22 protein-coding genes and 1 tRNA gene are annotated in these 23,593 nt (G+C 45.8%); 9 read left to right on the top strand and 14 right to left on the bottom strand.

Features of this window, described 5'->3' with window-relative positions:
• Window positions 1–8 precede the first annotated feature (8 nt).
• Complete coding sequence (locus tag TOL_RS12645; RefSeq protein ID WP_015487734.1) at window positions 9–1,574, top strand: cation:proton antiporter family protein; 1,566 nt, start codon at window positions 9–11, stop codon at window positions 1,572–1,574.
• A gap of 52 nt (window positions 1,575–1,626) precedes the next feature.
• Here TOL_RS12645 and TOL_RS12640 read toward each other — a convergent pair whose 3' ends face one another.
• On the bottom strand, window positions 1,627–2,043 hold the full coding sequence (locus tag TOL_RS12640) for a hypothetical protein (RefSeq protein ID WP_015487733.1): 417 nt from the start codon (window positions 2,041–2,043) through the stop codon (window positions 1,627–1,629).
• A 100-nt stretch (window positions 2,044–2,143) separates the two neighbouring features.
• Window positions 2,144–3,523 carry a PhoH family protein gene (locus TOL_RS12635; RefSeq protein WP_015487732.1) on the bottom strand — a complete coding sequence of 460 codons (1,380 nt, stop codon included), beginning with the start codon at window positions 3,521–3,523 and terminating at the stop codon, window positions 2,144–2,146.
• 1,190 nt (window positions 3,524–4,713) lie between these two features.
• Between TOL_RS12635 and TOL_RS12630 the strand changes: the two genes are divergently transcribed.
• The 3 genes from TOL_RS12630 (at window position 4,714) to TOL_RS12620 (ending at window position 8,962) form a co-directional block, all read left to right on the top strand.
• Window positions 4,714–5,730 (top strand): hypothetical protein, encoded by a 1,017-nt coding sequence (locus TOL_RS12630; RefSeq protein WP_041588498.1) that lies wholly within the window; start codon window positions 4,714–4,716, stop codon window positions 5,728–5,730.
• 1 nt (window position 5,731) lies between these two features.
• Entirely contained in the window at window positions 5,732–6,727 is a 996-nt protein-coding gene (locus TOL_RS12625) for a putative solute-binding protein (RefSeq protein WP_015487730.1), read from the top strand.
• A gap of 120 nt (window positions 6,728–6,847) precedes the next feature.
• Window positions 6,848–8,962: a TRAP transporter large permease subunit gene (locus TOL_RS12620; RefSeq protein ID WP_015487729.1), complete on the top strand. Its 2,115-nt coding sequence runs from the start codon at window positions 6,848–6,850 to the stop codon at window positions 8,960–8,962.
• 405 nt (window positions 8,963–9,367) lie between these two features.
• Here TOL_RS12620 and TOL_RS12615 read toward each other — a convergent pair whose 3' ends face one another.
• Window positions 9,368–10,087 (bottom strand): cyclic di-GMP-binding domain-containing protein, MshE-related, encoded by a 720-nt coding sequence (locus TOL_RS12615; RefSeq protein WP_015487728.1) that lies wholly within the window; start codon window positions 10,085–10,087, stop codon window positions 9,368–9,370.
• Window positions 10,088–10,508: 421 nt separating this feature from the next.
• Here TOL_RS12615 and trxB point away from each other — a divergent pair, with 421 nt between their 5' ends.
• Complete coding sequence (trxB, locus tag TOL_RS12610; RefSeq protein WP_015487727.1) at window positions 10,509–11,465, top strand: thioredoxin-disulfide reductase; 957 nt, start codon at window positions 10,509–10,511, stop codon at window positions 11,463–11,465.
• On the opposite strand, the gene TOL_RS12605 is transcribed toward trxB, so the two are convergent.
• The 4 genes from TOL_RS12605 to TOL_RS12590 form a co-directional block, all read right to left on the bottom strand.
• Complete coding sequence (locus TOL_RS12605) at window positions 11,462–12,298, bottom strand: M48 family metallopeptidase (RefSeq protein WP_015487726.1); 837 nt, start codon at window positions 12,296–12,298, stop codon at window positions 11,462–11,464. The genes trxB and TOL_RS12605 overlap by 4 nt on opposite strands.
• Window positions 12,295–12,747 (bottom strand): YbjQ family protein, encoded by a 453-nt coding sequence (locus TOL_RS12600; RefSeq protein ID WP_015487725.1) that lies wholly within the window; start codon window positions 12,745–12,747, stop codon window positions 12,295–12,297. Before TOL_RS12600 ends, TOL_RS12605 begins: the two co-directional genes overlap by 4 nt.
• Window positions 12,747–13,067 (bottom strand): YbjQ family protein, encoded by a 321-nt coding sequence (locus TOL_RS12595; protein ID WP_015487724.1) that lies wholly within the window; start codon window positions 13,065–13,067, stop codon window positions 12,747–12,749. Before TOL_RS12595 ends, TOL_RS12600 begins: the two co-directional genes overlap by 1 nt.
• 124 nt (window positions 13,068–13,191) lie before the next feature.
• On the bottom strand, window positions 13,192–15,708 hold the full coding sequence (locus TOL_RS12590) for an acyl-CoA dehydrogenase (RefSeq protein ID WP_015487723.1): 2,517 nt from the start codon (window positions 15,706–15,708) through the stop codon (window positions 13,192–13,194).
• A gap of 360 nt (window positions 15,709–16,068) precedes the next feature.
• Here TOL_RS12590 and TOL_RS12585 point away from each other — a divergent pair, with 360 nt between their 5' ends.
• Genes TOL_RS12585 through TOL_RS12575 form a run of 3 tightly spaced genes read left to right on the top strand, consistent with a single transcriptional unit; the run spans window position 16,069 to window position 18,468 of the window.
• Window positions 16,069–17,307 (top strand): hypothetical protein, encoded by a 1,239-nt coding sequence (locus TOL_RS12585; protein WP_015487722.1) that lies wholly within the window; start codon window positions 16,069–16,071, stop codon window positions 17,305–17,307.
• Complete coding sequence (locus TOL_RS12580; protein WP_015487721.1) at window positions 17,300–18,010, top strand: OmpA/MotB family protein; 711 nt, start codon at window positions 17,300–17,302, stop codon at window positions 18,008–18,010. Before TOL_RS12585 ends, TOL_RS12580 begins: the two co-directional genes overlap by 8 nt.
• Entirely contained in the window at window positions 18,007–18,468 is a 462-nt protein-coding gene (locus TOL_RS12575; RefSeq protein WP_015487720.1) for a hypothetical protein, read from the top strand. The genes TOL_RS12580 and TOL_RS12575 overlap by 4 nt, the downstream gene beginning before the upstream one ends.
• A 19-nt stretch (window positions 18,469–18,487) precedes the next feature.
• Here the strand turns inward: TOL_RS12575 and TOL_RS12570 are convergent, their stop codons facing one another.
• Genes TOL_RS12570 through TOL_RS12560 form a run of 3 tightly spaced genes read right to left on the bottom strand, consistent with a single transcriptional unit; the run spans window position 18,488 to window position 21,101 of the window.
• Entirely contained in the window at window positions 18,488–19,105 is a 618-nt protein-coding gene (locus tag TOL_RS12570; protein ID WP_015487719.1) for a carboxymuconolactone decarboxylase family protein, read from the bottom strand.
• A 5-nt stretch (window positions 19,106–19,110) separates the two neighbouring features.
• Entirely contained in the window at window positions 19,111–20,001 is an 891-nt protein-coding gene (locus TOL_RS12565; protein WP_015487718.1) for an alpha/beta hydrolase, read from the bottom strand.
• Window positions 20,002–20,012: 11 nt separating this feature from the next.
• Window positions 20,013–21,101: an MBL fold metallo-hydrolase gene (locus tag TOL_RS12560; protein ID WP_015487717.1), complete on the bottom strand. Its 1,089-nt coding sequence runs from the start codon at window positions 21,099–21,101 to the stop codon at window positions 20,013–20,015.
• A gap of 95 nt (window positions 21,102–21,196) precedes the next feature.
• Here TOL_RS12560 and TOL_RS12555 point away from each other — a divergent pair, with 95 nt between their 5' ends.
• Window positions 21,197–21,868: a TetR/AcrR family transcriptional regulator gene (locus TOL_RS12555; protein WP_015487716.1), complete on the top strand. Its 672-nt coding sequence runs from the start codon at window positions 21,197–21,199 to the stop codon at window positions 21,866–21,868.
• Window positions 21,869–21,898: 30 nt separating this feature from the next.
• On the opposite strand, the gene TOL_RS12550 is transcribed toward TOL_RS12555, so the two are convergent.
• The 4 genes from TOL_RS12550 to flgM all read right to left on the bottom strand — a co-directional run bounded on the left by TOL_RS12550 (window position 21,899) and on the right by flgM (window position 23,590).
• A tRNA-Arg gene (locus TOL_RS12550) sits at window positions 21,899–21,974 on the bottom strand.
• 41 nt (window positions 21,975–22,015) lie between these two features.
• The gene (locus tag TOL_RS12545) at window positions 22,016–22,750 is read right to left on the bottom strand and encodes a flagellar brake protein (protein WP_015487715.1); all 735 of its coding nucleotides are present in this window, start codon (window positions 22,748–22,750) and stop codon (window positions 22,016–22,018) included.
• Between the two features lie 23 nt (window positions 22,751–22,773).
• On the bottom strand, window positions 22,774–23,244 hold the full coding sequence (locus TOL_RS12540; protein ID WP_015487714.1) for a flagella synthesis protein FlgN: 471 nt from the start codon (window positions 23,242–23,244) through the stop codon (window positions 22,774–22,776).
• Between the two features lie 13 nt (window positions 23,245–23,257).
• Window positions 23,258–23,590: a flagellar biosynthesis anti-sigma factor FlgM gene (gene flgM, locus TOL_RS12535; RefSeq protein ID WP_223248714.1), complete on the bottom strand. Its 333-nt coding sequence runs from the start codon at window positions 23,588–23,590 to the stop codon at window positions 23,258–23,260.
• Between the last annotated feature and the right edge of the window lie 3 nt (window positions 23,591–23,593).

Here is a 23,593-nt window from a genome sequence, read left to right as displayed (position 1 = left end):
GGGGTTGTATGGAATATATTTGGATTTTAGTGGCGTTTTTATGTGGATTTATTGCGCGCCAGTTAACGATGCCGCCTCTTGTCGGGTTTCTTTTAGCGGGTTTCGGCATGAATGCCGCAGGTATCGAACCGCTAACTAATCTGCAAACGTTAGCCGATCTTGGCATTACCTTAATGCTCTTTACAATTGGCTTAAAGCTTGATGTTCGGGCTTTGTTGCGTACCGAGGTATGGGCTACTTCTATTGCCCATTCGGGAATTTGGTTTGTATTAGTGGCTGCACTTGTTCCTGTTCCTGCATGGCTTGGTATTGCACAGGTATACGATGTTTCATGGCAAACGGCCGGATTAGTGGCTTTTGCACTGAGTTTCTCTTCAACTGTTTGTGTTATTAAAATGCTGGAGGATGCCTCAGAGCTTAAAGTTCGTCACGGCAAGTTAGCGGTCGGAATTCTTATTATTCAAGATATTATCGCGGTATTGTTCCTTGTCGCATCGACAGGGAAGATCCCCTCTCCTTGGGCGTTTGCTTTGTTAGGACTTTGGCTAATTCGGCCAGTTATATATCAACTAATGAGCCGAGCAGGACACGGTGAATTATTACCCTTAATGGGATTTTTCTTGGCCTTGGGCGGTGCCGAACTTTTTCAATTAGTGCATATTAAAGGTGACCTCGGTGCATTAATGTTCGGCATTTTGCTAGCACCCCATGCAAAATCTGCTGAGCTGTATAAATCGTTGATGGGGTTCAAAGATCTATTTTTAATCGGTTTCTTTCTTTCGATCGGTTTTACTGCGCTTCCGACACTAGATATGGTGCCCGTAACCTTGGGCTTGCTCTTGTTATTGCTGGTGAAATTTGCTCTATTTTTCTTCTTATTTGTTGCTTTGGGTTTACCTGGGCGAACCGCTTATCTCACGTCCTTGGGGTTAGCAAACTATAGCGAATTTGGACTGATAGTGGCTCATCTCGGCGTTGAGGAGGGTTGGCTGAGTAACGACTGGTTAGTGATTATTGCTTTAGCAATGTCGTTATCTTTCATTATTAGCAGCTTTTTATATCGTAAAGCGCACCATATATACGCAGTGCAGAGGGATCTAATTAATCGCTTTGAACGCAAAGGAGCGCACAATGGTGTTAAATTACCGCAGAAAATCGACATCTTGATTTTAGGTATGGGACGAGTTGGTAAAGGCGCTTACCAGACATTAAGCCAAGATTTCGGTGGTGCGGTTTGCGGGGTAGAATCGGATTCTGATCGTGTGACTTATTTGCAGGCAAAGGGACTAAACGTTATAGCTGGTGATTCTGATGATATGGAATTTTGGCAGCAGGCAGCGAAGCGCAACATTCGCTTAGTTATGTTGGCTCTGCCGTCGCAAACAGAAATGCGCAGTACCTTAGAAATGATGCAGTTATCTGGCTATCAAGGACGTGTTGCCGCGGTAGCGCGTTATGAAGATGAAAGAGAAGAGTTACTCGCCTTAGGTGTTGATGTGGCGTTTAACTATTATTCTGAAGTTGGGTCGGGCTTTGCTGCAGAAAGTCGTCACTTACTAGAACCGCAAACATAAACAGCCGGCATGGTGTCATCCCGGCAGTCGAGTTTTATTCTAATCAGGCTGATTAAAAGAGGTTGAGAACAAGAGCTGCTTGCTCGCAGTTATCTTTCTCTTTTAAATCGTTTTTCTGCTTAGACTGATCCGATTTGATCCAGCTGTAACTGCTTGGTGAGCCCTTACAGATGGTTAGACCTAGTACGTTATTCGCCGACTTTACAAATACATTCATGTTCACTAAACCGCGAGTTCTTGAACGTAAATAGATTTTTTTCGGTGAAATGGTGTAGGCCCGTAGTCCATCTTTGGCGCTGATGCTCTGGCTGCTGCCTGCAGGCGCATTCACAAATACCGCATCGTCACGAATCTCGATACTGCTCCAATTGGAATCAGTTTCAAATTCCAATTCGTAAATTTTGTCTTCGGCAAATACTTGGGCACTAAAACTTAGGGCACATAATAAGGGTAAAACGATTGCTTTCATGTCAACCTTCCGTGGGTTCGGATGGTGGGTTTGGAAAGGGCCGGTTATTACCAGCCCCTTTTTATGCTCCTTAAAGTTATAGTTCAGCCTTTAGCAACCGTCAAAGATGACTCTCAGCATATTCTGCCAATGGTGACCGTGGTGAGCCCTCTAAATGAATCGTGCCTCCGTATGGAAACTCCTTAAACCGTTCAATTAAATAGGTTAATCCCGAGCTAATGGGATTGAGGTAAGGTGTGTCTATTTGCGCTAGGTTACCAAGGCACACGACCTTACTGCCCGCGCCTGCACGGGTAACGATGGTTTTCATTTGGTGTGGTGTTAAGTTCTGACATTCGTCAATTAAGATTAAGCTGTGCTGGAAACTGCGTCCGCGGATGTAGTTGAGCGATTTAAATTGTAGTGGCACTTTTTGCAAAATATAGTCGACACTACTTTTTGAGTGTTCGTCATCGTTATGCAGCGCTTCAAGGTTATCGGTGATCGCACCTAACCAAGGCTCCATTTTTTCGGCTTCTGTGCCTGGTAAGTAGCCAATATCTTCATCAAGTCCGCGAGTACTGCGTGTCGCAATAATGCGGCGGAACTGTTTAGTCGCAACTGTCATTTCAATAGCGGCAGCCAGTGCCAGTATGGTTTTCCCAGAGCCTGCTTGACCGCTGAGAGTTACTAAATGCACGTCGGGATCGAGTAGCAAGTGCAAGGCTAACGCTTGAGGGATATCTCTTGGTGTTAACCCCCAAGCACTTTGTCCCATAAGTTGCTCGTAGGGCAGGTCGCGAATCAACGCAAATTGCTCTCCTATTCGATCAACGCGGCCGATAAAACCTTTTTCATCAACGATAAAGCGGTTGGCATAGAGTTCTTCAGGTAAATTTTCCAATGGGATTTTATGATAAGTACCTGTCTCATCATGGAAAGTATCAACCGTTGTTTGTGTTTCCCAAAACGACCCTTCAACACGTTGAAAGCCCGTCTCTAGTAAGGACACGTCAGATACCATCTGATCGTTTTGATAGTCTTGCGCACCAATACCACAGCCACGAGCTTTTAAACGCATGTTGATATCTTTGGTGATGAGCACGACATCGCGGTGAGGACTGCGTTCTTGCAAAATAACTAGGCTATTAATGATTTTGTTGTCATTGAGGTTGTCAGGAAGGGCGCGGTGAGGAGCATCGAAACTATCGAGTAGGATAGAAAAGTGGCCGTAGGTGCCACCATCGGGGCGGATAATAGGAACACCTTTAGCTATTTCAGTCGGGCTTGCATCACCAATGATGCGATCAATTTGACGAATCGCCTCGCGGCAATCAGTGGCAATGGACGCTTTGCCCATTTTTAATTTGTCGAGTTCTTCCAATACAGTCATTGGAATCACGACTTGATGCTCCTCAAAGTTGAGGATCGCAACCGGATCGTGAATAAGAACGTTGGTATCCAGAACGTACAGCTTAGTGTCGGATTTACGCGCAGCCATAGTAGTACTCTCCTAATGAGCAGGGTCTGGTCAGACAAATAGGCGCAACGAATACAGGCATACTATTGGAGGTATGAGTAAGCGATGAGCAAGTTGGTTTAGGGGGTAGTGCGAGTGGGGTAGAGCGGTTTTTTCGAAGTGCGGAGGAGACACAGACGTTGCAACGGGTGTTCAGCGTCGTTGGAGTATGATCGAGGCAATGTCGTTTGCCCTGTGACCTTTTACTCCTGCCTACTAAGGGCAGTCTTGTGAAGTTCTCGTTCAGAAACGATACCTCCCTCCTTTGGGTGTTTAATCACTATGGCGCGAAGTTTGACCGTTGCCAACCCCTGATTTTCAGAGTGTGACTTTGTCCTCATTGCTGTGCAAAGACGAAAAGTAGTCGTTAAAGTTATCTTGTTGTGTGCATTTTTCGCAGGGATCGCTAAGCCGCATAGGTGTTGCCGAAGAACCTTCAATTAAGAGCAATATCTCTACTTTAAGTAGTTTTATTATCTAACGATCGTCCAGTTTCTATGAAGACTAAATCACACTATGCATAGCCGAATCCTATGTAGGACAGTTGTGATGATGGCGTGCGTTTCAAGACAGGGGTCTGTTATTTCTAATGTCTTAGCGGCGCGAAGGGTCCGATGATCAGGAGAGAGTATTATTGAATTCAGCTTGCTGGGCGTCTAAGAATATTTCTAACGCTCGTTCTAAGTTATCACCGTCGAATAAGTCAATGTAAAAAATTGCTCCAACTTTTCTCCTGCCCTGAGAATTCGCAAGGTTTAGGCGGCCTATCACAGCGCCGATGACGAGTATGGATAGTGTCTATTTAGAGTGCTAATACGTCATGGATAGGCTCTTTATTATGCTCTTAATGGCGCTTTATGACCCTTCTTGGTGGCGTAAAATGACGAGTTTACGTGGGTTGAATTCGTTGTTTTGCTTTGAAAAGTGCCATTCAATCCCACATGAAAGATCACTGTTTATGTTTCTAAATGTCGCATTTTGTGTACTTGTTGGCAGGTTTAAACCTTTTTGTGGCGTGAAAATGTCCATATGGTGTCACCCAAGCGTCCGGATAGCGGATTTGCAATGGTATTGGCGTAACAATCGGGATATCCTCCGGAGTGCGTTAATTGCCCAGATAGGTTACTATCTTGGCCATAATAACAACAAACTACTCATCCTATGGGGGCGTCATGTCGTTTCTCTCACGTATTGCAATCGTTATTGCTGCGCTTGCTTCAGTATCTGGCTGCAGCATCATTTATAAATCCACCGGTTGGGTGGTTTACGACTTAACTGATCGGCACATCACACCTTATACAATGACCGTTGATGACATTGGTGTAGCTTGTTCTACAACCCAAGGTCTGCAACCTATGGTCATGGCGTTTACACGTGTAACGTCAACGCCTGACCGTGCTTCTCTTATGATGAACATGATGGCTGGTTCATGTGCTGAAGCGGATGCGTCGGAAGACAGTCTTGCCTACATTCGTGCCTTTAAAGCGCAAAACATCAACGAAGCTAAAGATGCTCGCATCCGTGAAAAACGCGATTATGCAATTGCAGCAGCGCGTCAATACAAAGCCTACCAAAACATGGTGCACGAGTTTGGTGAGCCAGGCGGCAAAAAATGCCCAAGTTTAAGCAAGAAAGACCGCGTTTATTGGGCTCTTGGTAACTTAGCGGGTTTGCAAGCGGTTATGTCTGACTTGCGCGCTCAAAGCGTTGTTAACGTTCCTAAAGACATTGCTATGAAAACCGTTCGTGGTTTGCAGTGTCTGGATAATCAAGAATTTTGGGGCTTACCTTTAGCGGCCCAAGCTGGTTTGTGGATTTTGATGCCAGATACAGCGCCTGAAGGAGTCGATCCTTGGGTTGAAATGGCAGCAGCAGCTCGCGGTGGTTCAGATAGCGGTGTGCGTTTGTCTCACGCAGTAGAAGTTGTTATCGCTGATGGCTCCGGTAACCCAGAACAAGTACGTGATGCAATTCGTCGTCATGCAGCATCTTTAAAAGTAGACAAGCCAAACCGCGATTATCAATTGTTAGATTTAGTGGCATCGCGTCAAATTCTGGCAGTATCAGATCGGCTATGGACTGAAGGAACTGGTTCTCGTACTCCTGTTGGTGGCTTAGGCACTTTCTGGGATGACGAAAAGAAATCTGCGGCTCCTAGCCTGAGTATCGATGATCTTTTGGAGGATTAATATGCGTAAGCTTTTGTGTGTGGCAGCGTTAGCTGCCAGCCAACTTACATTCGCGGCAGCGGACGAACGAAAATTTTGTATTTATGATCCACTAGGTGCCAACGGCAACTTGTATGGGTTAATGAAGGAATACCGTGAGTTCGCTATACAGCAAAATGTAAACATTCATTTGCGTGCCTACACAGATGAAAAAATTGCTTCTGATGATTTCAAAGCAGAGCAATGTGATGCCGTTATGCTGACAGGCGCTCGAGCTCGTCCATACAGCAAATTTGCATCTACTATTGAAGCGATTGGCGCGGTACCAACAACTAGCGTTATGAGAAATTTGGTTAACACCATTTCTCAGCCTGGCGCTGCTAAATATATGGTCACTGGTGATCGCTACGAAGTCGGTGGTGTGATTCCGGCAGGCCCGATTTACTTGTTTGTACGCGATCGTAGCGTCGATACCGTAGAAGAAATGTCAGGCAAGCGTATTGCCACCTTAGAGTACGATGAGCCATCGGTAAAAATGGTAAACCATATTGGTGCGTCAATCGTTCCGTCAAACTCGGCTAACTTCTCTGGCAAGTTTAATAACGGTAGCGTGGATATCGCTTATGCACCTGCAATCGCCTATTCACCACTTGAAATGTACAAGGGGATTGGTACAAAAGGTGGGATTCTACGTTACAACCTTGCTTACTTAGATTTCCAAGTGCTTTTGCACAAAGAACGTTTCCCTGAAGGGTTCGGTCAAAAGTCTCGACTTTATGTCGCTGGCTTGTTTGATAAGGCTAATGCATTCGTAACACAGGATACGGCTGGTATCCCTGAAACTACATGGATTGATTTGCCAAAGGCAGACGTAGAAAAATATAACGAAATGCTTCGTCAAGTTCGTATCACTTTGCGTGATGAAGGTGTTTACGACGCTACTATGCTGACTTTACTGCGTAAACTCCGCTGCCGAGAAAATCCGGCAGAAGGTGAGTGCGTAGAAAATTTAGAATAAAAAGTTCCCCCTTATAAGTACTCTTAAAGCAACCACAGAAGTTGCGAGTGTGCAGAAGTTAGGGATAAGAACCGAAGCCGGCAGGCTTCGGTTCTTTTTAATCATCTAGAGGTATATTTCATGGAGCAAACAGTGCGTGTGGGGCACCGCACGGCGTACGAATGGCTCGCCGCTTTACCTGCCTTTGTGGTATTGGTTTTTGTAGTGATCCTTAATACAAGCCACACGATGCATGCACAGCTTTTACAGCTGGGTGAAGGCATCTGGGAAGGATATTTTACGCTGCGTCACGATCCTGTGACCCCAGACTGTAATCCTAATATCGATGTTGAATTTGAACTTAATAAAATTATTCAACAACGTGCAGCTGCACCTCAAGATGATTTCGATTTATTTGAGCCGGATCCAATCAATCCTGCTTTGATGCGTCAGTCGTTGCTCGCTGCTCAAGATCAGTGTCGTATCAAAGTTGAGCAATTTGAAGCAACCGATGGGCGCATTACTCCAGCCGTAAAATTGTTCCGTACCGTTGAGCTAGGTGTAGCCCGTTTTGGTGAAATGGGTTTAAGTGCTCAGCGCATTATGCTTGCAGTATTGGTACTCATATGTGGCTTGACGGCGTTATTCCGTCGTCATCACATAGCGCTGCGCCCTATGATAACCGTAATGGATTATCGGGTAGCATCCGGTGCGCAGTTAATTGCAGCAACGATTTTATTCTATTCCGTTTATAGCTTTAAAAATGTGGCCTTCTCTGCTGGCATTGCAGTCACCACTGAACACGGTATCTTGCATTGGTTATGGATCGGGGGCTTCGGCGTCATTCTGCTTTTGAGTTTGTTCCAATTCATATTCGTACCTAAGACAGCTAAACCAGGCGGGAGTTTCCTCAAAGCACAGTTGGCGGTTCCGCTATACGCAACTATGTGTATCATTTCCGGTACTTACTTTATCTCTGCTGGTCATAGTGCAGGTATTGGTATTTATCTAAACCAAATGATGGAGCTGTCACAACTATTCTTGAACGTCGGTTTATATGTTTGGATTGGTATGTTGCTAAAGCGTACCGAATTGGCAGGTAAAGTATTTAATATTTTCCGTCCATTCAAATTACCGCCAGAAATGTTAGCCGTTGCTGTTGTTGCACTTGCTGCAATTCCAACTGCTTATACCGGTGGTTCAGGTATTTTCGTTATCGCCGTTGGTGGATTGATCTACGCTGAAATGCGTCGTGCCGGTGCTCGTCGTCAGTTAGCGCTTGCAGCTACTGCAATGTCGGGTTCGCTTGGTGTTGTATTGCGTCCATGTTTACTTGTTGTGATTGTTGCAGCGTTGAACAATGAAGTCACAACCGATCAATTGTTTGGATGGGGCGTAAAAGTCTTTTTCTTAACAACTGCACTGTTTGCGATGATGGCGTTAATAACTCGCCAGGGTCCTCTGCGTCTAGACCCGCCAGAAAACGTTTGGCCAGAATTTAAAGCAGCTCTTAAGCCACTGTTCCCATATGTCATTTTAGTTGGTGTAACCTTGGTAGTTTACGCCTTATTGCTAAATGCTTATTTGGATGAATTCTCTGCCCCCATCATTTTGCCGGTATTACTGTTGGTCATCTTGATTTATGAGCGTTTAACTCAAGAGAAGACAGGTCGCGAAAACCTAAATATTGATTATCTTGAAAAGCGTCTAGTGGATTCTTGGGATGATGTTCGTAAAGGTAACGACTCTATTGAGAAGACCATACGTGAAGCAACCACAGAAACAACGGGACATATTGGTGCTCTGTTAATGTTGATGGGTATGTCGATCAGTATTGGCGGTGTAATTGAGCGCGTTGAGCTGATGTCTATGGTTCCAACTGAGTTTGGCTCTATTTGGGTTGCTATGACCTTGCTGGTTGCCATTCTTGTTGTGATTGGCATGATTATGGACCCATACGGTGCTGTAATTTTAGTAAGCGCGACCATTGCTACCATTGCATACGATAGCGGTATTGATCCTGTTCACTTCTGGATGGTTACTCTAGTGGCGTTTGAATTAGGTTATTTGAGTCCACCGGTAGCCCTCAACCACTTACTCACGAGGCAAGTGGTAGGAGAGGAAGAAGTAAGATTGTCGGCGCTGGAAGGTCACAACTTCTGGTATCGTCATGAGAAGATTTTATTACCTCTCGTGACAATGGGTCTGGCATTGTTAGTGGTTGCTTATGTACCGCTGATGATCGGATACGACTAATTAAATAAGTTGTATTGAGATTAAATACGGGAGCTTCGGCTCCCGTTTTTGTATCTGCCGGATACGTCAAACGATGGCGAGCAGTGTTGGTTGCATTCGAGTACCTGTAACTAGTCAAGTAAATTAGAAGTGGCTGATACTAAGCGTCAGATCGTATATCGCTTCGTCCCTCGGCTTTGAAGCTAAGTCTAAGTAACAGAAGTTACCTAGCTCTCACAAAATTCAGGGGTGAAGATCAGGCAATACTTGCTCGTAGATAAGCTATGAATATAGAGAAGTTTATAGCAACAGAAGCTTTGGGATTTTAAGCAGGGTAGGCTAGCGCAGAAGACGGCCCGGATAAAAAGCTAGGATAAAAAAAGGCCGCTAATAGCGGCCAAAAAAATCAATGCACATTATAAAGCTTTACTCGCGGAAGCGCAGAGTAATACTGGAACCTTCTGTTAGGCGAATATCATTGATGAACAAGTCGCCCATTGCTGGACCTTCAGCCCCTAAGACATTGAGGTTACGGAAAGCAATTTGGCCTATGCGCTTAGGTACTTGCACACTTAAAGAACCGTCGGCATTCAGTGTAGTGCGTGGCCCGTTGGGATCATGATATTCAACATCGCTAATTTCGTAGTCAGTTAGCAAGTTCAAGCCAGGGAGTAGGGATTCAAATGCGGCAACAACGGATGTCTCACCAGCATCTTGGTCGGATACCGTACCATTGATGATGCCAACCAACTTATCGTAATCACCATTTTGAAGACCTTGAGCTGTTACTTCGCCCATAGATTCTTCGTCCATAGCCTTCATGCCAATTCGCTGCCCCAGTTCCTCTTGAGAAACGACAGGAGCTTGTTCAACACTGGCATGGGCACTACCCATAAAAGGCTGTAGAGGTCCAAGCAGCATGGCGCTGATGGCAGCAATAAGGCGATAGCGAGACTGTTTCTTGAGCGCTCGCTGCAGCTGGCGATGAGTTAACCATCCTTGACGTACCATGACCTCTCCTAATCTTAGATTGGTCTCGGACTGCAATCGCAGCGCTTCATCCAGTTGTCGTCTGTTAATCAACCCCTTCTCTATTAGAAGAAGACCCAAACGAGACTTTTGCTGAACTTCTTGACGCTTTTGCATAATTGCAGACCTTTGTTTTTTTTAATCGATGCGTAACTGCTGTAGTAATCCTGCACCAAGGTCTTGGGCGCAACAACGCAGATTCATTGACACATCGGCCTATTACACTGTAACAACGCTTTAACTTCCTGATTTATTTATAGAATCACAGGAAATACTATTTTTGTAATGAGTTGTAACTGTGTATGAGAGGCAATTGTACGGAGCGCATATTTTCACTGATTCCCCACAACGAGCCAAAGCAGGGATATTGCTCGAATTGCGGTAGACCCTTGCCGGATTTCGAATGATCGTGTCGTTATCTGTCTTATAATCTTGTGCAGAATTTTAAGATTCACCCTTGTTACTTATCCATCGCGCCCATATCACCTATAATGCCGACACAAATTTTCACCTATCTTAATTTTGGAGGCTCATCGATATGAGCAATGCACGTCACGTAAAACTGCTGATTTTGGGGTCTGGGCCTGCAGGTTACACCGCAGCGGTGTATGCAGCTCGAGCTAACCTAAACCCGGTGATGATCACTGGCATGCAGATGGGCGGACAGTTAACGACCACTACTGAAGTCGATAACTGGCCAGGCGACACTATGGGCGTGCAAGGACCAGAGTTGATGGAACGCATGAAGGCTCACGCCGAGCGTTTTGAAACAGAAATTATTTTTGATCAAATCTCTGCGGTTGATGTCTCTAAGCGCCCATTTACATTAAAAGGTGATACCGGTGTCTACACCTGTGATGCTTTGATCATCGCTACTGGCGCTAGTGCTAAATACCTAGGTTTAGAGAGCGAAGAAGCATTCAAAGGCAAGGGCGTGTCAGCTTGCGCGACCTGTGATGGTTTCTTCTACCGAAATAAACGAGTTGCTGTTATCGGTGGTGGTAATACCGCAGTAGAAGAAGCGCTATATCTCTCGAACATCGCAAAAGAAGTGGTTGTTATCCATCGCCGTGAAGGTTTCCGTAGCGAAAAAATTCTAGCCGACAAGCTAATGGACAAGGCCGCTAACGGCAATGTCACTATCGAGTGGAATAGTGAACTTGATGAGGTGCTGGGCGACGATATGGGTGTTACGGGAATGCGTATTCGCAACCGTATGAGTGGCGAGAGCAAGGATATTGATCTTGAAGGTATCTTCGTTGCTATTGGTCACCAGCCTAACACCGCTATCTTCGAAGGCCAGTTAGAAATGAAAGACGGTTATATCGTGGTTGAAAGCGGTTCTAACGGTAATGCGACACAAACCAGCGTTAAAGGTGTGTTTGCAGCAGGTGATGTTAGCGATCACATTTATCGTCAAGCCATTACGTCAGCGGGTACTGGTTGCATGGCTGCACTTGATGCCGAGCGTTACATCGACGATCTACCCGCTTAATCTTCCGTTTCTAAGCTATCTGCTCCTCTCTTCATCCACGAGGGGAGGGGCGTTAGCTTTCCTTCAGTATCATCTTCGGCCTGTAATCGTTTTAAACGCTCACTAGTCGCAGGGTGTGTCTGCAAAGCCGATGCCCATAAGGGCATGTCCTCTTTACTTTGCATCTTGGCAAAAAACTCATCCGCACCTGCGGTATGGCCATAATAGGCACGCACTAACTCAATTGCTTGGTTGTCGGCAGCACGTTCCATGTCACGGCTAAAGCTCATCAGCGTCAAAAGTCCGGCAGACTGACTAAGTGGACTGATTTGGTCATGAATTCCTACTGCTGACATTAACAGTCCGGTGCTCACTTGCTCTAAGAATAAAATCATCGGGTGGCGTTTCTCGACATGAGCATATTCATGTGCGATCACCATTGCCAAAGCATTCTCTGAAGAAATGGTCTTCACTAATCCGCCGGTTACGTATAACTGTCCTGCGACCATGGCAAAGGCATTTGGGGTATCTTCATCGGGAAGCCAATGTACAGTAACAGGCAAGGGGTGAGGCTGACTTGCGCTCAATTGATTGGCCAGATCCTGCAGATAAGCTTGTTGTTGTTTCTGCTGTTCGTTTAATTTGGGTGCGGCTATGCCTGCAATCGAAGGTTCCCATTCAAAGGGGATTCTTGGGGCAAGCCAAAAAGCAGTCCAGGCAATTAGATAGATAGTTGCAATCAATAGCGCGCAAAGAGAACCCGCTAAAATTAAGAAGTCTTTGAGTGGATGCTCATAAGAATTATTAATCTCATCGGGTAATATAGGATTTTCTCTAGGAAGATTAGAGCTCACTGAGGAGCCCTCGGAATCATAGCTGTACCGTAGGCCAGTACCTCTACGGAGCCAATCGACTTTCCGGCTTGCTGGCCGATACGGCTGGTTTCGTATTTCACATTCAATACCGCTTGAGCTCCCACTTTCTTGGCCTCTTCTTGCATGCGAATGGTGGCTTCACGACGTGCACGATCCAGTAGGGATTCATAGGCACCAACGCGACCCCCAAAGACGTTTCTCAGTGCGGCAGCAATGGTCTTAAAGTAATCGACGGAAATGACCACACTTCCTGTGACTAGCGTACTACCGTGTTGTAAGTATTCCGGAGGAGGTAAACGCATGGGAATAACAAGAATACGGCGTAGCGCCTTCTCTCGCTCATGAATACGGCGGTAGTGGCGAGCTTCGGCCCAACGGCCAAAACCGTAGCCAAGCGCCAATAGCACCAGAAAAATCACCAATTGCATTAGCGATCCTCCAGGATAACCGCCGTACCGTAAACGAAAATTTCCGAAGCGCCTGCTGCGATGGATGACGTAGAAAAACGCACGTTGACCACTGCATTGGCACCGAGTGCTTGTGCTTGTTCCTCCAAGCGCTTGAGCGACTCATCCCGAGATTCCGACAGTAGTTCTGTATAACCTTTAAGCTCGCCGCCAAAAATATTTTTGAAGCTCGCCATGATATCGCGGCCAACGTGTTTTGCCCGAACCGTACTACCTTGCACCATACCTAGATGGCGAACGATGCGTTTACCGGGTACGACTTCCATATTGCTGATCAGCATGATTAATCCCTAAAAGCGTTAATTTAAGTCATCAAAGGTGCTTTATCATAACGGTCTTTGGTGCAAAAAAAAGCCCCGTTTCATACGGGGCTTTTACGTTACTAACACGAGTTAGAAAGGGATGTTATACCGCTTCTGGCTCGCTAGCATCGGCTTTTTTCTTACGAGTTGTTGCTGCCTTCTTTGGCGTATCTTGGTTCTCAGCAACAGGACCAAAATGTTCCAATGGGAAGTGATCAACATGAACCATGTCTAGAACGTCTTTTTCAAACGCCAACATGAACTCACCTTCATCAGCAGTCAGAATGCCCATCTTAACACCGTCGGTAATACGGCCTTCAATGCTAAGGGTGGCTTCATCGTACTTATCAGCTTTGAGTGCCGTACCAATCTTCTTGTATATAACATCCGCTTGTTCCACGCGATCCAACAAACCGTCGTATACCGCTAGTGGATTACGCAAGGTTTCTGCATAGCCATTGCTGATTGTTTCACCACGATAAGTACCTGCGATTAAACGTTCGCGAGTCTCATTGTGAGAAGTAACCAAATCAACGATCTTAGCGACTAGCTTGTCGCTAGGTGCTTTTGCTACACGGCCAAGAGGCATGGTTAGAACGCGTAATATCGCAGCAACAGGACGAGAAGGTAAGTTCTTAATCAAACCATCTTGTGCTGTTTCAAACTCGCTGAATAGCTTCTGGCAAGAATATTCCACCAAAGGTAAATCAGCTTTATGAGCACCTTGATCTTCCCAGTGCTTCAATACCATCGATGCTAGGTACATCTTGGACAGCATATCGGCCAAACGCGCAGAGATAAGCTCGCGGAATTTCAACTCGCCACCAAGAGAGAAGGCACACATATCAACCATCACCGCGAAGGATGCCGCATAACGGTTAATTTGCTTATAGTACTTCTTCGTTGGGCCAGTCACCGGCACGCTGGTAAATGCAGCGTTAGTTAGGTTCAGCACTGCAGAGCGAGAGAAGTTTGAGAAAATAAAGCCAAAGTGCCCGAATAAGGCTTTGTCGAAGGCTTTAAGATCATTTTGTTGTGCCGCATGCATTTCTGGCAGAACAAAAGGATGGCAACGAATCATACCCTGACCAAAGGTGATCATAGAGCGAGTTAGAATGTTGGCACCTTCAACCGTGATGGCGACAGGAACTGACGAATAGCCCGATTCAACGTAGTTTTTAGGACCACGAATAATCGCCTTACCACCATGAATATCCATGCTGTCGTTGGCAATATCACGCGCTATTTCAGTTAGGTTGTACTTAAGAATAGCCGATGGCACAGAAGGCTTGTGACCTTCATCAATTGCAATGGCGGTAACACGCGCACCGGCAGAAGCGGTGTAGGTATTACCGGCAATGCGCGCCAGCATTTCTTGTACACCTTCCAATTTAGAAATCGGCACATTGAACTGACGACGAATACGTGCATAAGCGCCGCTCGCAGCAATCGCGTATTTACCACCGCCCGCACCTGAGCTCGGCAGAGTAATACAACGGCCAACCGACAAACATTCAACCAGCATACGCCAGCCTTGACCGGCATTAGCAGCACCACCAATGATGAAATCTAGCGGAATGAACACGTCTTTACCGAAGATAGGACCATTCATAAATGGCGAGCCTACCGGCTTGTGACGGTTACCAATGTCCATACCTTCTAAATGACGAGGTAACAAAGCAACGGTAATACCGATATCTTTTTTATCGCCAATTAAACCTTCTGGGTCGAACATACGGAAAGCCAAACCAACCACTGTCGCAACAGGTGCGAGCGTGATGTAACGCTTCTCGAAATTCATTTTTAAACCAAGAACTTCTTTACCTTCCCACATGCCTTTGCAAACAACGCCGGTATCTGGCAATGACGTTGCGTCTGAACCCGCGCGTGGGCCAGTTAAACCAAAGCATGGAATTTCGCGGCCATCGGCTAAACGTGGTAAGTAATGATCTTTTTGCTCTTGTGTACCGTATTTCAATAACAGTTCGCCGGGCCCAAGAGAGTTAGGTACACCAACGCTAGTAAATGCAGCGCCTGAAACGGTTAGCGCCTGCAAAATATGAGATTGAGTTTGAGCCGAGAAACCAAGACCGCCATATGACTTAGGAATAATCATAGAAAGGAAACGTTCCTTCTTGATGTAGTCCCAAATTTCTTTTGATAAGTCACCGTTTTGCGCGGTTTCCCATTCGTTCAACATAGAGCAAAGTGTTGCTAATTGGTTGTCTATGAAGGCTTGCTCTTCTGGTGGAATGCTTGGATTTGGATGATCCAATAATGTATGCCAATCAGGCTTGCCTGAAAATAGTTCACCATCCCACCAAACAGTACCTGCTTCGAGTGCTGTTTTTTCAGTCTCAGACATCTTAGGTAGGATCTTCTTGTACAACGAGAAGATAGGGCGAGTAATGGTATTGGCGCGGAAGGATTCCAAGCTCAATACACCACAAGCGATAGCAACAAGCGCGGCAATGACAGCGATCGTAGTAGCGGCACCACCTACAAATGCAACAACAGCAAAAATGCCGAGCGAAATTGCCGACATCTTTAGCGGAGCACGTTTATAAGTAAGCGCAACGAGTACAGCAACGAGGAGTAAACTCCACACAGAACCAGTCATACGATATACCTCAAGTTTAAGGCTGAAAAAAACAGCCAAGATTTTTGCTTTAATTTCACCTGTCACCCCACAAGGCGGAAACTCACTTGCAGGGGTTAGCCATTGATTCTAACCAGTAAATTCGGTGTATCGCAAACATCATTTGCTAATTGGTTGACTGATTTACTCAGGTAATTGGTGCCTTAAATTCACTAATCTTACTGAGCATTAGCAGCGCTATTGCGTGCAGTTCAGTGATGCCTGTTTTCATGAGCTGATTGGCCGAAAATCCGACAGTTAAGACCAAAGAAGCGAAGTGGTAAATCTGAACTAAACTGTCAGATATCACGTTATTGATTCAAAAAGGCAGGACATATCGTTATGGCCGAACAGTTTTCTGGATGGACCCTAGGCCTCATCGGCATCATCCTAGTGCTTGGCGTTTTTTTTCATGCATTTCGCTATTCAGCGCGCACGGCAGAGATCGCACCTAACATTCTTACTAGCATCGGTATTTTTGGTACTTTTCTTGGTGTTGCCTTGGGTTTATGGGAATTCGATACCGGTGATATTCAAGGCAGTGTTCCTAAGCTTATGGACGGCCTCAAAACGGCTTTCTGGTCATCTATTGCCGGTCTATTCACTGCCCTGACGCTAAAAATACGCGCAGCCGTTGCGCAAACGGGACGCCGAGAAGCAAAACAAACCCGCGCTGCTAGCATCGACGATCTTGATACCTCGCTACGCATACTGGCTGACCAAGTTCGTACTCAAGGCGACGATACTTTTAGCCAACGTTTGCAAGTTAATCATCAACAAATGGTGGGTAAGCTAGATCAGGTGGTTGATACCTTAGAGAGCTATCAAGAGCGCATGGCCGAGGCCAATGCTAAAGCGCTGGTCGGCGCTATTAAAATGGTTATGAATGAATTTAACACCAAAATTAATGAGCAATACGGCGAAAACTTCAAACAGCTCAATGAATCCGTTATCGCCATGCTGGAATGGCAGCAGCAATATAAAGCTCAACTGAATGATTTAATTGGTGAGCAGGAACGTACCTCAGCATCAATGAAAGAAGCGAGTCATGCATTCGAGTATATGGTTGATAATGCCAACGCCTTCAATGGCATCTCAGAGTCGTTGCAAGATCTGCTAACAGGCCTTGAAACCCAACGACTCAACCTGCACTCCCAGCTTGGCAGTCTAGCCGACATGGTAAATCACGCGGCAGAAGGCTTACCAAAGCTCGAAGAGCGTATTTCTATACTCACCAAAGGCATTGCCGATACCGTGCAATCGCAACAACGCTGGGCCATCGAAGAGCTGGGTAAAATGCAGCAGACGATCAGCCAACAGTTACAAGATCAACTCGCCGATAGCGGTGCGCTACTGAAAGATCAACAACATGCGAGCCAACAGCACATGCAGCGTTTGGGCGAACGTTTAGAGCGCCAAGTGACTCAGTTAGATACCAGTATGGAAGAAGAGCTTAACAAAGCGTTGCGGGCGTTTGGTTTACAGCTTACCGCGCTGTCTGAAAAGTTTGTTAGTGATTACTCACCACTGACCGACAAGCTACGTTCACTGGTTCATATGGTGCAAAGCGTCGATGAATGAACAAGAATTTGGAACTGTAAAAGAAGACGAAGGCCATTGGGTAGCTGTATCCGATTTAATGGCTGGCCTAATGATGGTCTTCATGTTGGTTTCGGTGGTTTTTATGATTAACGTCGAAACCGAACGGGATAAGATTCGAGACGTTGCGATTTTATACGACCAACTTCGTACTCAACTGTATCGCGACTTAAACAATGAATTCGCTGCCGATATGCCTCGTTGGGGAGCGGAGTTGGATGAAGACCTCTCATTTCGGTTTAATAATACCGACGTATTATTCGATCGAGGTGAAGCCGATATTAAGCCCGAATTTCAAGCGATACTTAACGACTTCTTTCCACGTTATGTGCGTATTATTACCCAAGAGCCATACCGCGACGATATTCTCGAAGTGCGAATAGAAGGGCATACATCGACGAGTTGGTATGGCGCGAAAGACGAAGATGAAGCCTATATTCGCAACATGGATTTATCGCAAAAACGTACTCGCTCTACGCTTGAATACGTATTGGAATTACCAGCCGTTAAAGACAGTAAAAGTTGGCTTAAAAATTACCTAACCGCTAATGGCCTGTCATCGGCTAAGGTGATACGCGATGCCGCCGGTGTTGAAGATGGTGAGCGGTCTCGGCGAGTTGAATTCCGCGTGCGGACCGATGCCGAAGGCCGAATTGCCACCATTCTGGATCGTGTACAGCCATGAAGCTTTTTAACTTCACAGAAGACAATGACTTTAATCAGCTAAAAAAAATGATGGGTGCAGCTGAATCGGGAGACTTTACCGACTTTGATCCTGAGCATCAGCTAACATACGGTGAGCGTGAAACTCTTAAAAACGACGGTATGAAAGTATCTGGACAACAGTTACGCATATTGCGGGATAAGACCTTAGCCCTAAAAAACTCTCGTGTTTGGGTCAAGCACGAAGATGACATCCATATTGCCGGATGTCCAATCGTACAAAACTTACGTCATCAACCGCAGTCATTAGAATTAAGTACAGCACAGCCCACCAAACAACAGCATATTTGTATTGAATGCCTTACCGAGCTGCAATATTTGGGTATTGACCAGCGCCGCAGTCGACGTTTAGCTGATCAGGTTGATGAATTATTTTCGATGACACAGTTTCAACAAGATTACCCCGTGCATCCAATTTAATAAGACATTTAATTAATAATTAACGCGCCGTATATTTTTTTAACGTTTTTTCCAACTCTGCATCTAGCGGAATCCCCGACGAGTTAAGCACTCCAGCTAATCCTTGATACCAGCAAATCAGCATTAATAGTTCGACTTGGTGACGCGCACTGAACTCAGCGCTTAAGCCACTCCAAGTATCTTCGGCCACTATGTGATCAGAGATCAATTCATCGCAAGCTTTCAAAATTAAGCGTTGCTTCGGTGTCCAATCACTTGCGTTAGGGCCTTCTGGGATACGACGAATCTCTTCTTTCGTTAAGCCAGCACGAGTGCCGATATCCACATGTTGACCCCATTCATAGCGCGAACGGCAGAGCCAAGCTACGCGTAATATAGCTAATTCGGTATCACGACGATCCAGCTCACCAAACGGCATTAGTTTAGAGGCAAAACCCAACATTCCCCTCAATAAGCGCATGTTGTTCATCATCAACAACCAAAGATTGGCTGCTTTTAATTTTCCAAAACGTTCGATAGCCCACAGAAGAATACGTTGCAACAGGTTGGCATTTTCAGGGCTAACGGGCGCAATGTGCATGGTATTGGTTGATTGCCAGCCTTTAGTTGGCGTTAATAACTCATCTTCTGTGTGCATCGTAATTACCCTTTGATCGGAAAGTGTTGCTTTAGCCAAGCAATTTGAACGGCTACGGTTTGTTCAAACCATTCACCCACATAAATATCAAAATGGCCGGTGTCGAATTCCACCAACTTACCTTGTGCTAATTGCTTAGCGTATTTTAACGTAGGTTTTACTGGCGCTACTGTGTCCTTTAAACACGCAATGATTAAAGCAGGGCAGGTTACCTTGGCGGCTGATTGACCGGGGAAATAGCGAATAATATCGTACGCAAAACGGGCTGCGACGTATCCCGGAATCCTATGATTACTCGGTTTAATAGCCTCGTAACCAGTCAGCGCATCATGAGCACACATTAAGGCTGCAGAACCCGGCTTTCCAGCCAAATCGACCATAATAGGAGTCTTTTTAAAAGGACTGGTAATAATGTCGAAAAAGCCAAGCGTTGATACCTTGATTGAGCTAATTGGATTTAGCGCTAACGTTGATGCTAAACCATTAGTAAAAGGGCACTGCGACATAGAACCGGCAATACCAGGAACGCTAGCAGCCGTCGCCAGTGCATGACCGCCACTAAACGAGCTACCCCAAACAATCACCTTACTGGTATCAACTCGCTTTTCTTGCTGCGCAAATTTAACGGCATTTGCCCAGTCCTCTAATTGTTTTTTAACGTTGAGCAATTGGCGCGGCTCGCCGCTACTATCACCAAAAAAACGATAATCAAATACCAAGCAGGCGTAGCCTTGTTCGCAATATTTTTCCGCAAAGGCATCTAAACGCATGGTACGTACAGCCCCTAAACCGTGGGCCATGACAATGACAGGTGCTGGCTTAGTCGATTCGGGTAAATACAACCAAGCAGCGAGTTGCTCACCTTCGGACGGAATGGTGATATCTAAACGCTTCATAAAAACTCCCATTAAAAGTGGCGCATCACCCTAGGTGAAGCCTTATTAAGATCAAAAGCAAGAGTCGCCTGATGGCGCAACAAATTCATAGTTCCTAGTGTACCGGGAAGCGAAGTTTGATCGATACCCCACTCACGGTATAGGTTCCAGGCATTGGTAATAATACGTTCGGGAGAATCCCAAAGAGCAAAGGGCCGTTGATTAAAATCGTCACTTAATGCGACAAAACGTGCGGCCTCGATACTCGACATGCCATTGTTACTTTGGGCAAATAAATGCTCTTGCAAATATTCCCAGTAATCTAATAAATTTTGTACGTCTTTGCGTTGTGCGAAGGCACCATGTCCCGGCACAATTACAGTAGCATCAAATGCCAGTAACTGTTTTAACGCACTACATATATTTTTAACGGGTCCAGCCCACATAACCGGCGTAGCGCCAATAAATAAAATATCACCCGCATAGGCGACTTTTCTGTCGGGCACATACACAATAGCATCGCCGTCAGTATGCCCTGGGCCAACTTCATTAATAACGATATCAACTCCGCGAACATTTATGCATTTCTGACCACTAAAACCGTCGGTTGGTGGCGTAATATGCACTCCAGAAAAATCATACGGCGCAAACATAGATGACATGTAATGCGCAAATTTACGCACACTTCCTAATGGCAAACGTTTAAGAACTCGTCCAGCGTGCGTTAACGCGGTAAGCGATTTAGGGGAGTAATGGTGCATAGAGTGGATGCAGGCATTGGTCGCAATAATGGGGGTATTTGCAAACAGTTGATTGCCCCAGCAATGGTCGCCGTCGCCGTGGGTATTAATCACATACTCAATCGGTGAGTTTTTTAGTACACCATGAAAATGCTGCAGCATCTCTTGAGTGAATGCTAAATCCCAGCAGGTATCAATGAGCACTGACTCACCGCCACAATCGATTAAACCAATGTTGGTTTCACCCCAAGAGCCATTCGGCACCATCCAAGCATAGGTATCCGGCGCGATGCTATAGAGCCCCTCGCGAAAAAGAGGGATCTCACCAAAGCGTGTTAGCGTATTTAAAGGGCCAGACATCCAAACTGGATGGTCGTTCATAGCAATTCTCGGTTGTTTGGAACACTTGTTCCAAGGCATACTAGCAACTCGGAACACTTGTTCCAAGCATTTTTAGAAAATAACTAAGGTCAATAATGACGCATCCTAATGGGCGGCAAATAGCCAATCCTAGCCAACGGCAAATAGCCAATAGAGAAGCCCTACTCAACGCTGCCGAAGCCCTGTTTGCTTCATACGGCTATCATGCTGTGCCAGTGCGAGACATCACGGGTTTAGCTAAGGTTAGAGTGGCTGAAGTGAACGACTTGTTTGGTGGTAAAGAAGCCTTGTTTTATGAGGTTATCAAGCGTCGAGCTCCCATTATCAATAGCATGCGTCAAAATAATCTGAACGCCATTCGGCCAAATACCAGCACGGATGAACGGTTATCGGCGTGGATACAGGCTTTTCTCGATCCATTGCATGAGAAAAGCCAGGAAGGGGATGGGTGGCGAAATTACTTGCGCTTAGTGGCGCAACTGATCAGCTCGCGCTCGCCGATTCTGGTCAGTATTGCTGAATTTTATAATCCAATTGCGATTCAATTTGTTGGCGAACTGCTTAAGCTCTATCCAGCCTTGCCACAGGCAACGGCATTGCGTGTGCATCAATTTATGGTTGCGACTTGTTTCAGCGTATTTGCTGACAATTATCGAGTAAACACCCTAAGCCAAGGGCAAGTCACGAGTTCGGACTTCAGCGCTTCTTATAATCAAGCGTTGATATTTATTAATGCTGGGGCAAGGGCGATTATTGCGGGGGTGTGATTTAGCACGGCTGGCAATTAAATCTAACAATGGCCTCCCCACAGGGACTCGAACCCCGATCGTCCGCTTAGGAGGCGGATGCTCTATCCTGTTGAGCTATAAGGAGACTGCCGAGCATTCTACCGAACTGAAGAGGGACTGTCAGCTTTACAGTTCTTCTGTTGGTTGCTGCAGTTTTATTTGACGCTCTTCCCACTGGAATTCGGTTATTAAACGATCAAGGTAGCGTTGAGCGGCGGGAGATAGCAGGGTGAACGCAAAGCCACAATGGGTGTTGCCTTCTTCATTAATAACGATGTGACGGGCTTCTAGGCTGCAATCCATGGTGTTTTCGCGATTAAAGCGTACCCGTGCAACCGGAAATTGCTTTTGCTCTTCTAAGCGAGCTTTGCAGTCGCCTTCAAATTGCACTTTAAAGCCACTGGATGATAAATCTAATATACGTCCAATTAGGTCACCTTGTTCATCATTCATTTTAACTTTAATTAAAATCTGATGAGCCGGTGGCACGATCACGCGGTAGGCGGTGCGGCGCTGTAAATACAATACTTCTAATGGAAATTCTGCACGGTACTGTGCGTGTTCGGGGTTGTACTTTAAGCGCCCTGACATTCTGAATTCGATACGAACACCTTGGGTATCGCACTCAATGATAAAGCGTTTACCTGCACGAATGAGATCATTGCCGTGTTCAGGGATAACCTTATCCATGAAAAAGCTTCGAGTTTTAAAGATGGTATCCGTGATAGCTGAGTGAAAGACCTCTTCGCTGCCGTCGATTTTCACGGACACTGGGGTTTCTAGCAGCACGATTTTACGCAATGCACCGTATACGTCTTCAGCTTCCGTTAATACATATTCTTGGTTTGTTTGCTCGGGCATTCGGTCCTTTCCAGCATGATCAATCAGGCTTGAATACAGCTATTGCCTAGCGTAAGTCCGCTAGCCTTACCTTCATTATTATATAAGTGTGGATCATTATGCCGACCATGCAAGATTTTCAGTTGTTGCTGGGTGCGATATCGTAGCGAAAGTACAACTTCGCTTAGGCGTACCGATAGGTGCTGATTCTTTTCGTATTGATTAATGAGTTGTTGCCATAGAGAGGGGATTTCAGCGTGGACGGCAAGGTCATGCCGCTGAAGGCATTGATTGTTGTGCGGCAAATCTTGTTCGGTTAACCACTGCAAGCGCTGTTGCGCTTGCCGCTGCAGGTTAGCCAGTAGTGTTTGTTTTTCAGGAGTAAGATGTTGCAAAGCGTCCATATCTTTGGCTGACAGGGCGCTGAGTTCACGCTGGAGTACCGAATGCAGGGTGCAGGTGGTCTTGAGCTCGGTGTTCAATAACGCGGCAAAAAATTCAGTATCCGATTGCATGGCCCTAGCCTTTTCAGTTTAAACGCTCCTCAAAATCAAGCATTTTTCCTGCCAGCTTTTCATAATCAATCTTGTAGTCGCCATTTTGAATAGCAGAACGAATACGTTCGACGGTTGCATCATCTACGTCAGGCATGTCACGAATCTCAGCTTCTATCTGCTGGATGCTCTTGCTACTGGCACTCAGTTTCACCTGATCAGTGAATCCTGCGCTTTCCTTAGCTTTGGTATCCGGGTTAGTCGTTGGTGTTTTCACCGGCTCGCTACTGCGGGCTTTAGCGCCGCTGTCGAGTCCGTTAGTAAATTTATTGATATTCATAGCTATGTCTCCGAGCCAATTGTTCATCTT

It is taken from the genome of Thalassolituus oleivorans MIL-1, from assembly GCF_000355675.1.
GTDB lineage: Bacteria > Pseudomonadota > Gammaproteobacteria > Pseudomonadales > Oceanobacteraceae > Thalassolituus > Thalassolituus oleivorans.
Note: the sequence above shows the minus strand (reverse complement) of the source record. Positions and strands in the feature narration are given on the sequence as shown.

What these genes read in the sequence shown, in the direction of transcription:
- TOL_RS12645 (WP_015487734.1), top strand. Translation starts at nt 9, where the DNA reads ATGGAATATATTTGGATTTTAGTGGCGTTTTTATGTGGATTTATTGCG.
- TOL_RS12640 (WP_015487733.1), bottom strand. Translation starts at nt 2,043, where the DNA reads ATGAAAGCAATCGTTTTACCCTTATTATGTGCCCTAAGTTTTAGTGCC.
- TOL_RS12635 (WP_015487732.1), bottom strand. Translation starts at nt 3,523, where the DNA reads ATGGCTGCGCGTAAATCCGACACTAAGCTGTACGTTCTGGATACCAAC.
- TOL_RS12630 (WP_041588498.1), top strand. Translation starts at nt 4,714, where the DNA reads ATGTCGTTTCTCTCACGTATTGCAATCGTTATTGCTGCGCTTGCTTCA.
- TOL_RS12625 (WP_015487730.1), top strand. Translation starts at nt 5,732, where the DNA reads ATGCGTAAGCTTTTGTGTGTGGCAGCGTTAGCTGCCAGCCAACTTACA.
- TOL_RS12620 (WP_015487729.1), top strand. Translation starts at nt 6,848, where the DNA reads ATGGAGCAAACAGTGCGTGTGGGGCACCGCACGGCGTACGAATGGCTC.
- TOL_RS12615 (WP_015487728.1), bottom strand. Translation starts at nt 10,087, where the DNA reads ATGCAAAAGCGTCAAGAAGTTCAGCAAAAGTCTCGTTTGGGTCTTCTT.
- trxB (WP_015487727.1), top strand. Translation starts at nt 10,509, where the DNA reads ATGAGCAATGCACGTCACGTAAAACTGCTGATTTTGGGGTCTGGGCCT.
- TOL_RS12600 (WP_015487725.1), bottom strand. Translation starts at nt 12,747, where the DNA reads ATGCAATTGGTGATTTTTCTGGTGCTATTGGCGCTTGGCTACGGTTTT.
- TOL_RS12595 (WP_015487724.1), bottom strand. Translation starts at nt 13,067, where the DNA reads ATGCTGATCAGCAATATGGAAGTCGTACCCGGTAAACGCATCGTTCGC.
- TOL_RS12590 (WP_015487723.1), bottom strand. Translation starts at nt 15,708, where the DNA reads ATGACTGGTTCTGTGTGGAGTTTACTCCTCGTTGCTGTACTCGTTGCG.
- TOL_RS12585 (WP_015487722.1), top strand. Translation starts at nt 16,069, where the DNA reads ATGGCCGAACAGTTTTCTGGATGGACCCTAGGCCTCATCGGCATCATC.
- TOL_RS12580 (WP_015487721.1), top strand. Translation starts at nt 17,300, where the DNA reads ATGAATGAACAAGAATTTGGAACTGTAAAAGAAGACGAAGGCCATTGG.
- TOL_RS12575 (WP_015487720.1), top strand. Translation starts at nt 18,007, where the DNA reads ATGAAGCTTTTTAACTTCACAGAAGACAATGACTTTAATCAGCTAAAA.
- TOL_RS12570 (WP_015487719.1), bottom strand. Translation starts at nt 19,105, where the DNA reads ATGCACACAGAAGATGAGTTATTAACGCCAACTAAAGGCTGGCAATCA.
- TOL_RS12565 (WP_015487718.1), bottom strand. Translation starts at nt 20,001, where the DNA reads ATGAAGCGTTTAGATATCACCATTCCGTCCGAAGGTGAGCAACTCGCT.
- TOL_RS12560 (WP_015487717.1), bottom strand. Translation starts at nt 21,101, where the DNA reads ATGAACGACCATCCAGTTTGGATGTCTGGCCCTTTAAATACGCTAACA.
- TOL_RS12555 (WP_015487716.1), top strand. Translation starts at nt 21,197, where the DNA reads ATGACGCATCCTAATGGGCGGCAAATAGCCAATCCTAGCCAACGGCAA.
- TOL_RS12545 (WP_015487715.1), bottom strand. Translation starts at nt 22,750, where the DNA reads ATGCCCGAGCAAACAAACCAAGAATATGTATTAACGGAAGCTGAAGAC.
- TOL_RS12540 (WP_015487714.1), bottom strand. Translation starts at nt 23,244, where the DNA reads ATGCAATCGGATACTGAATTTTTTGCCGCGTTATTGAACACCGAGCTC.
- flgM (WP_223248714.1), bottom strand. Translation starts at nt 23,590, where the DNA reads ATGAACAATTGGCTCGGAGACATAGCTATGAATATCAATAAATTTACT.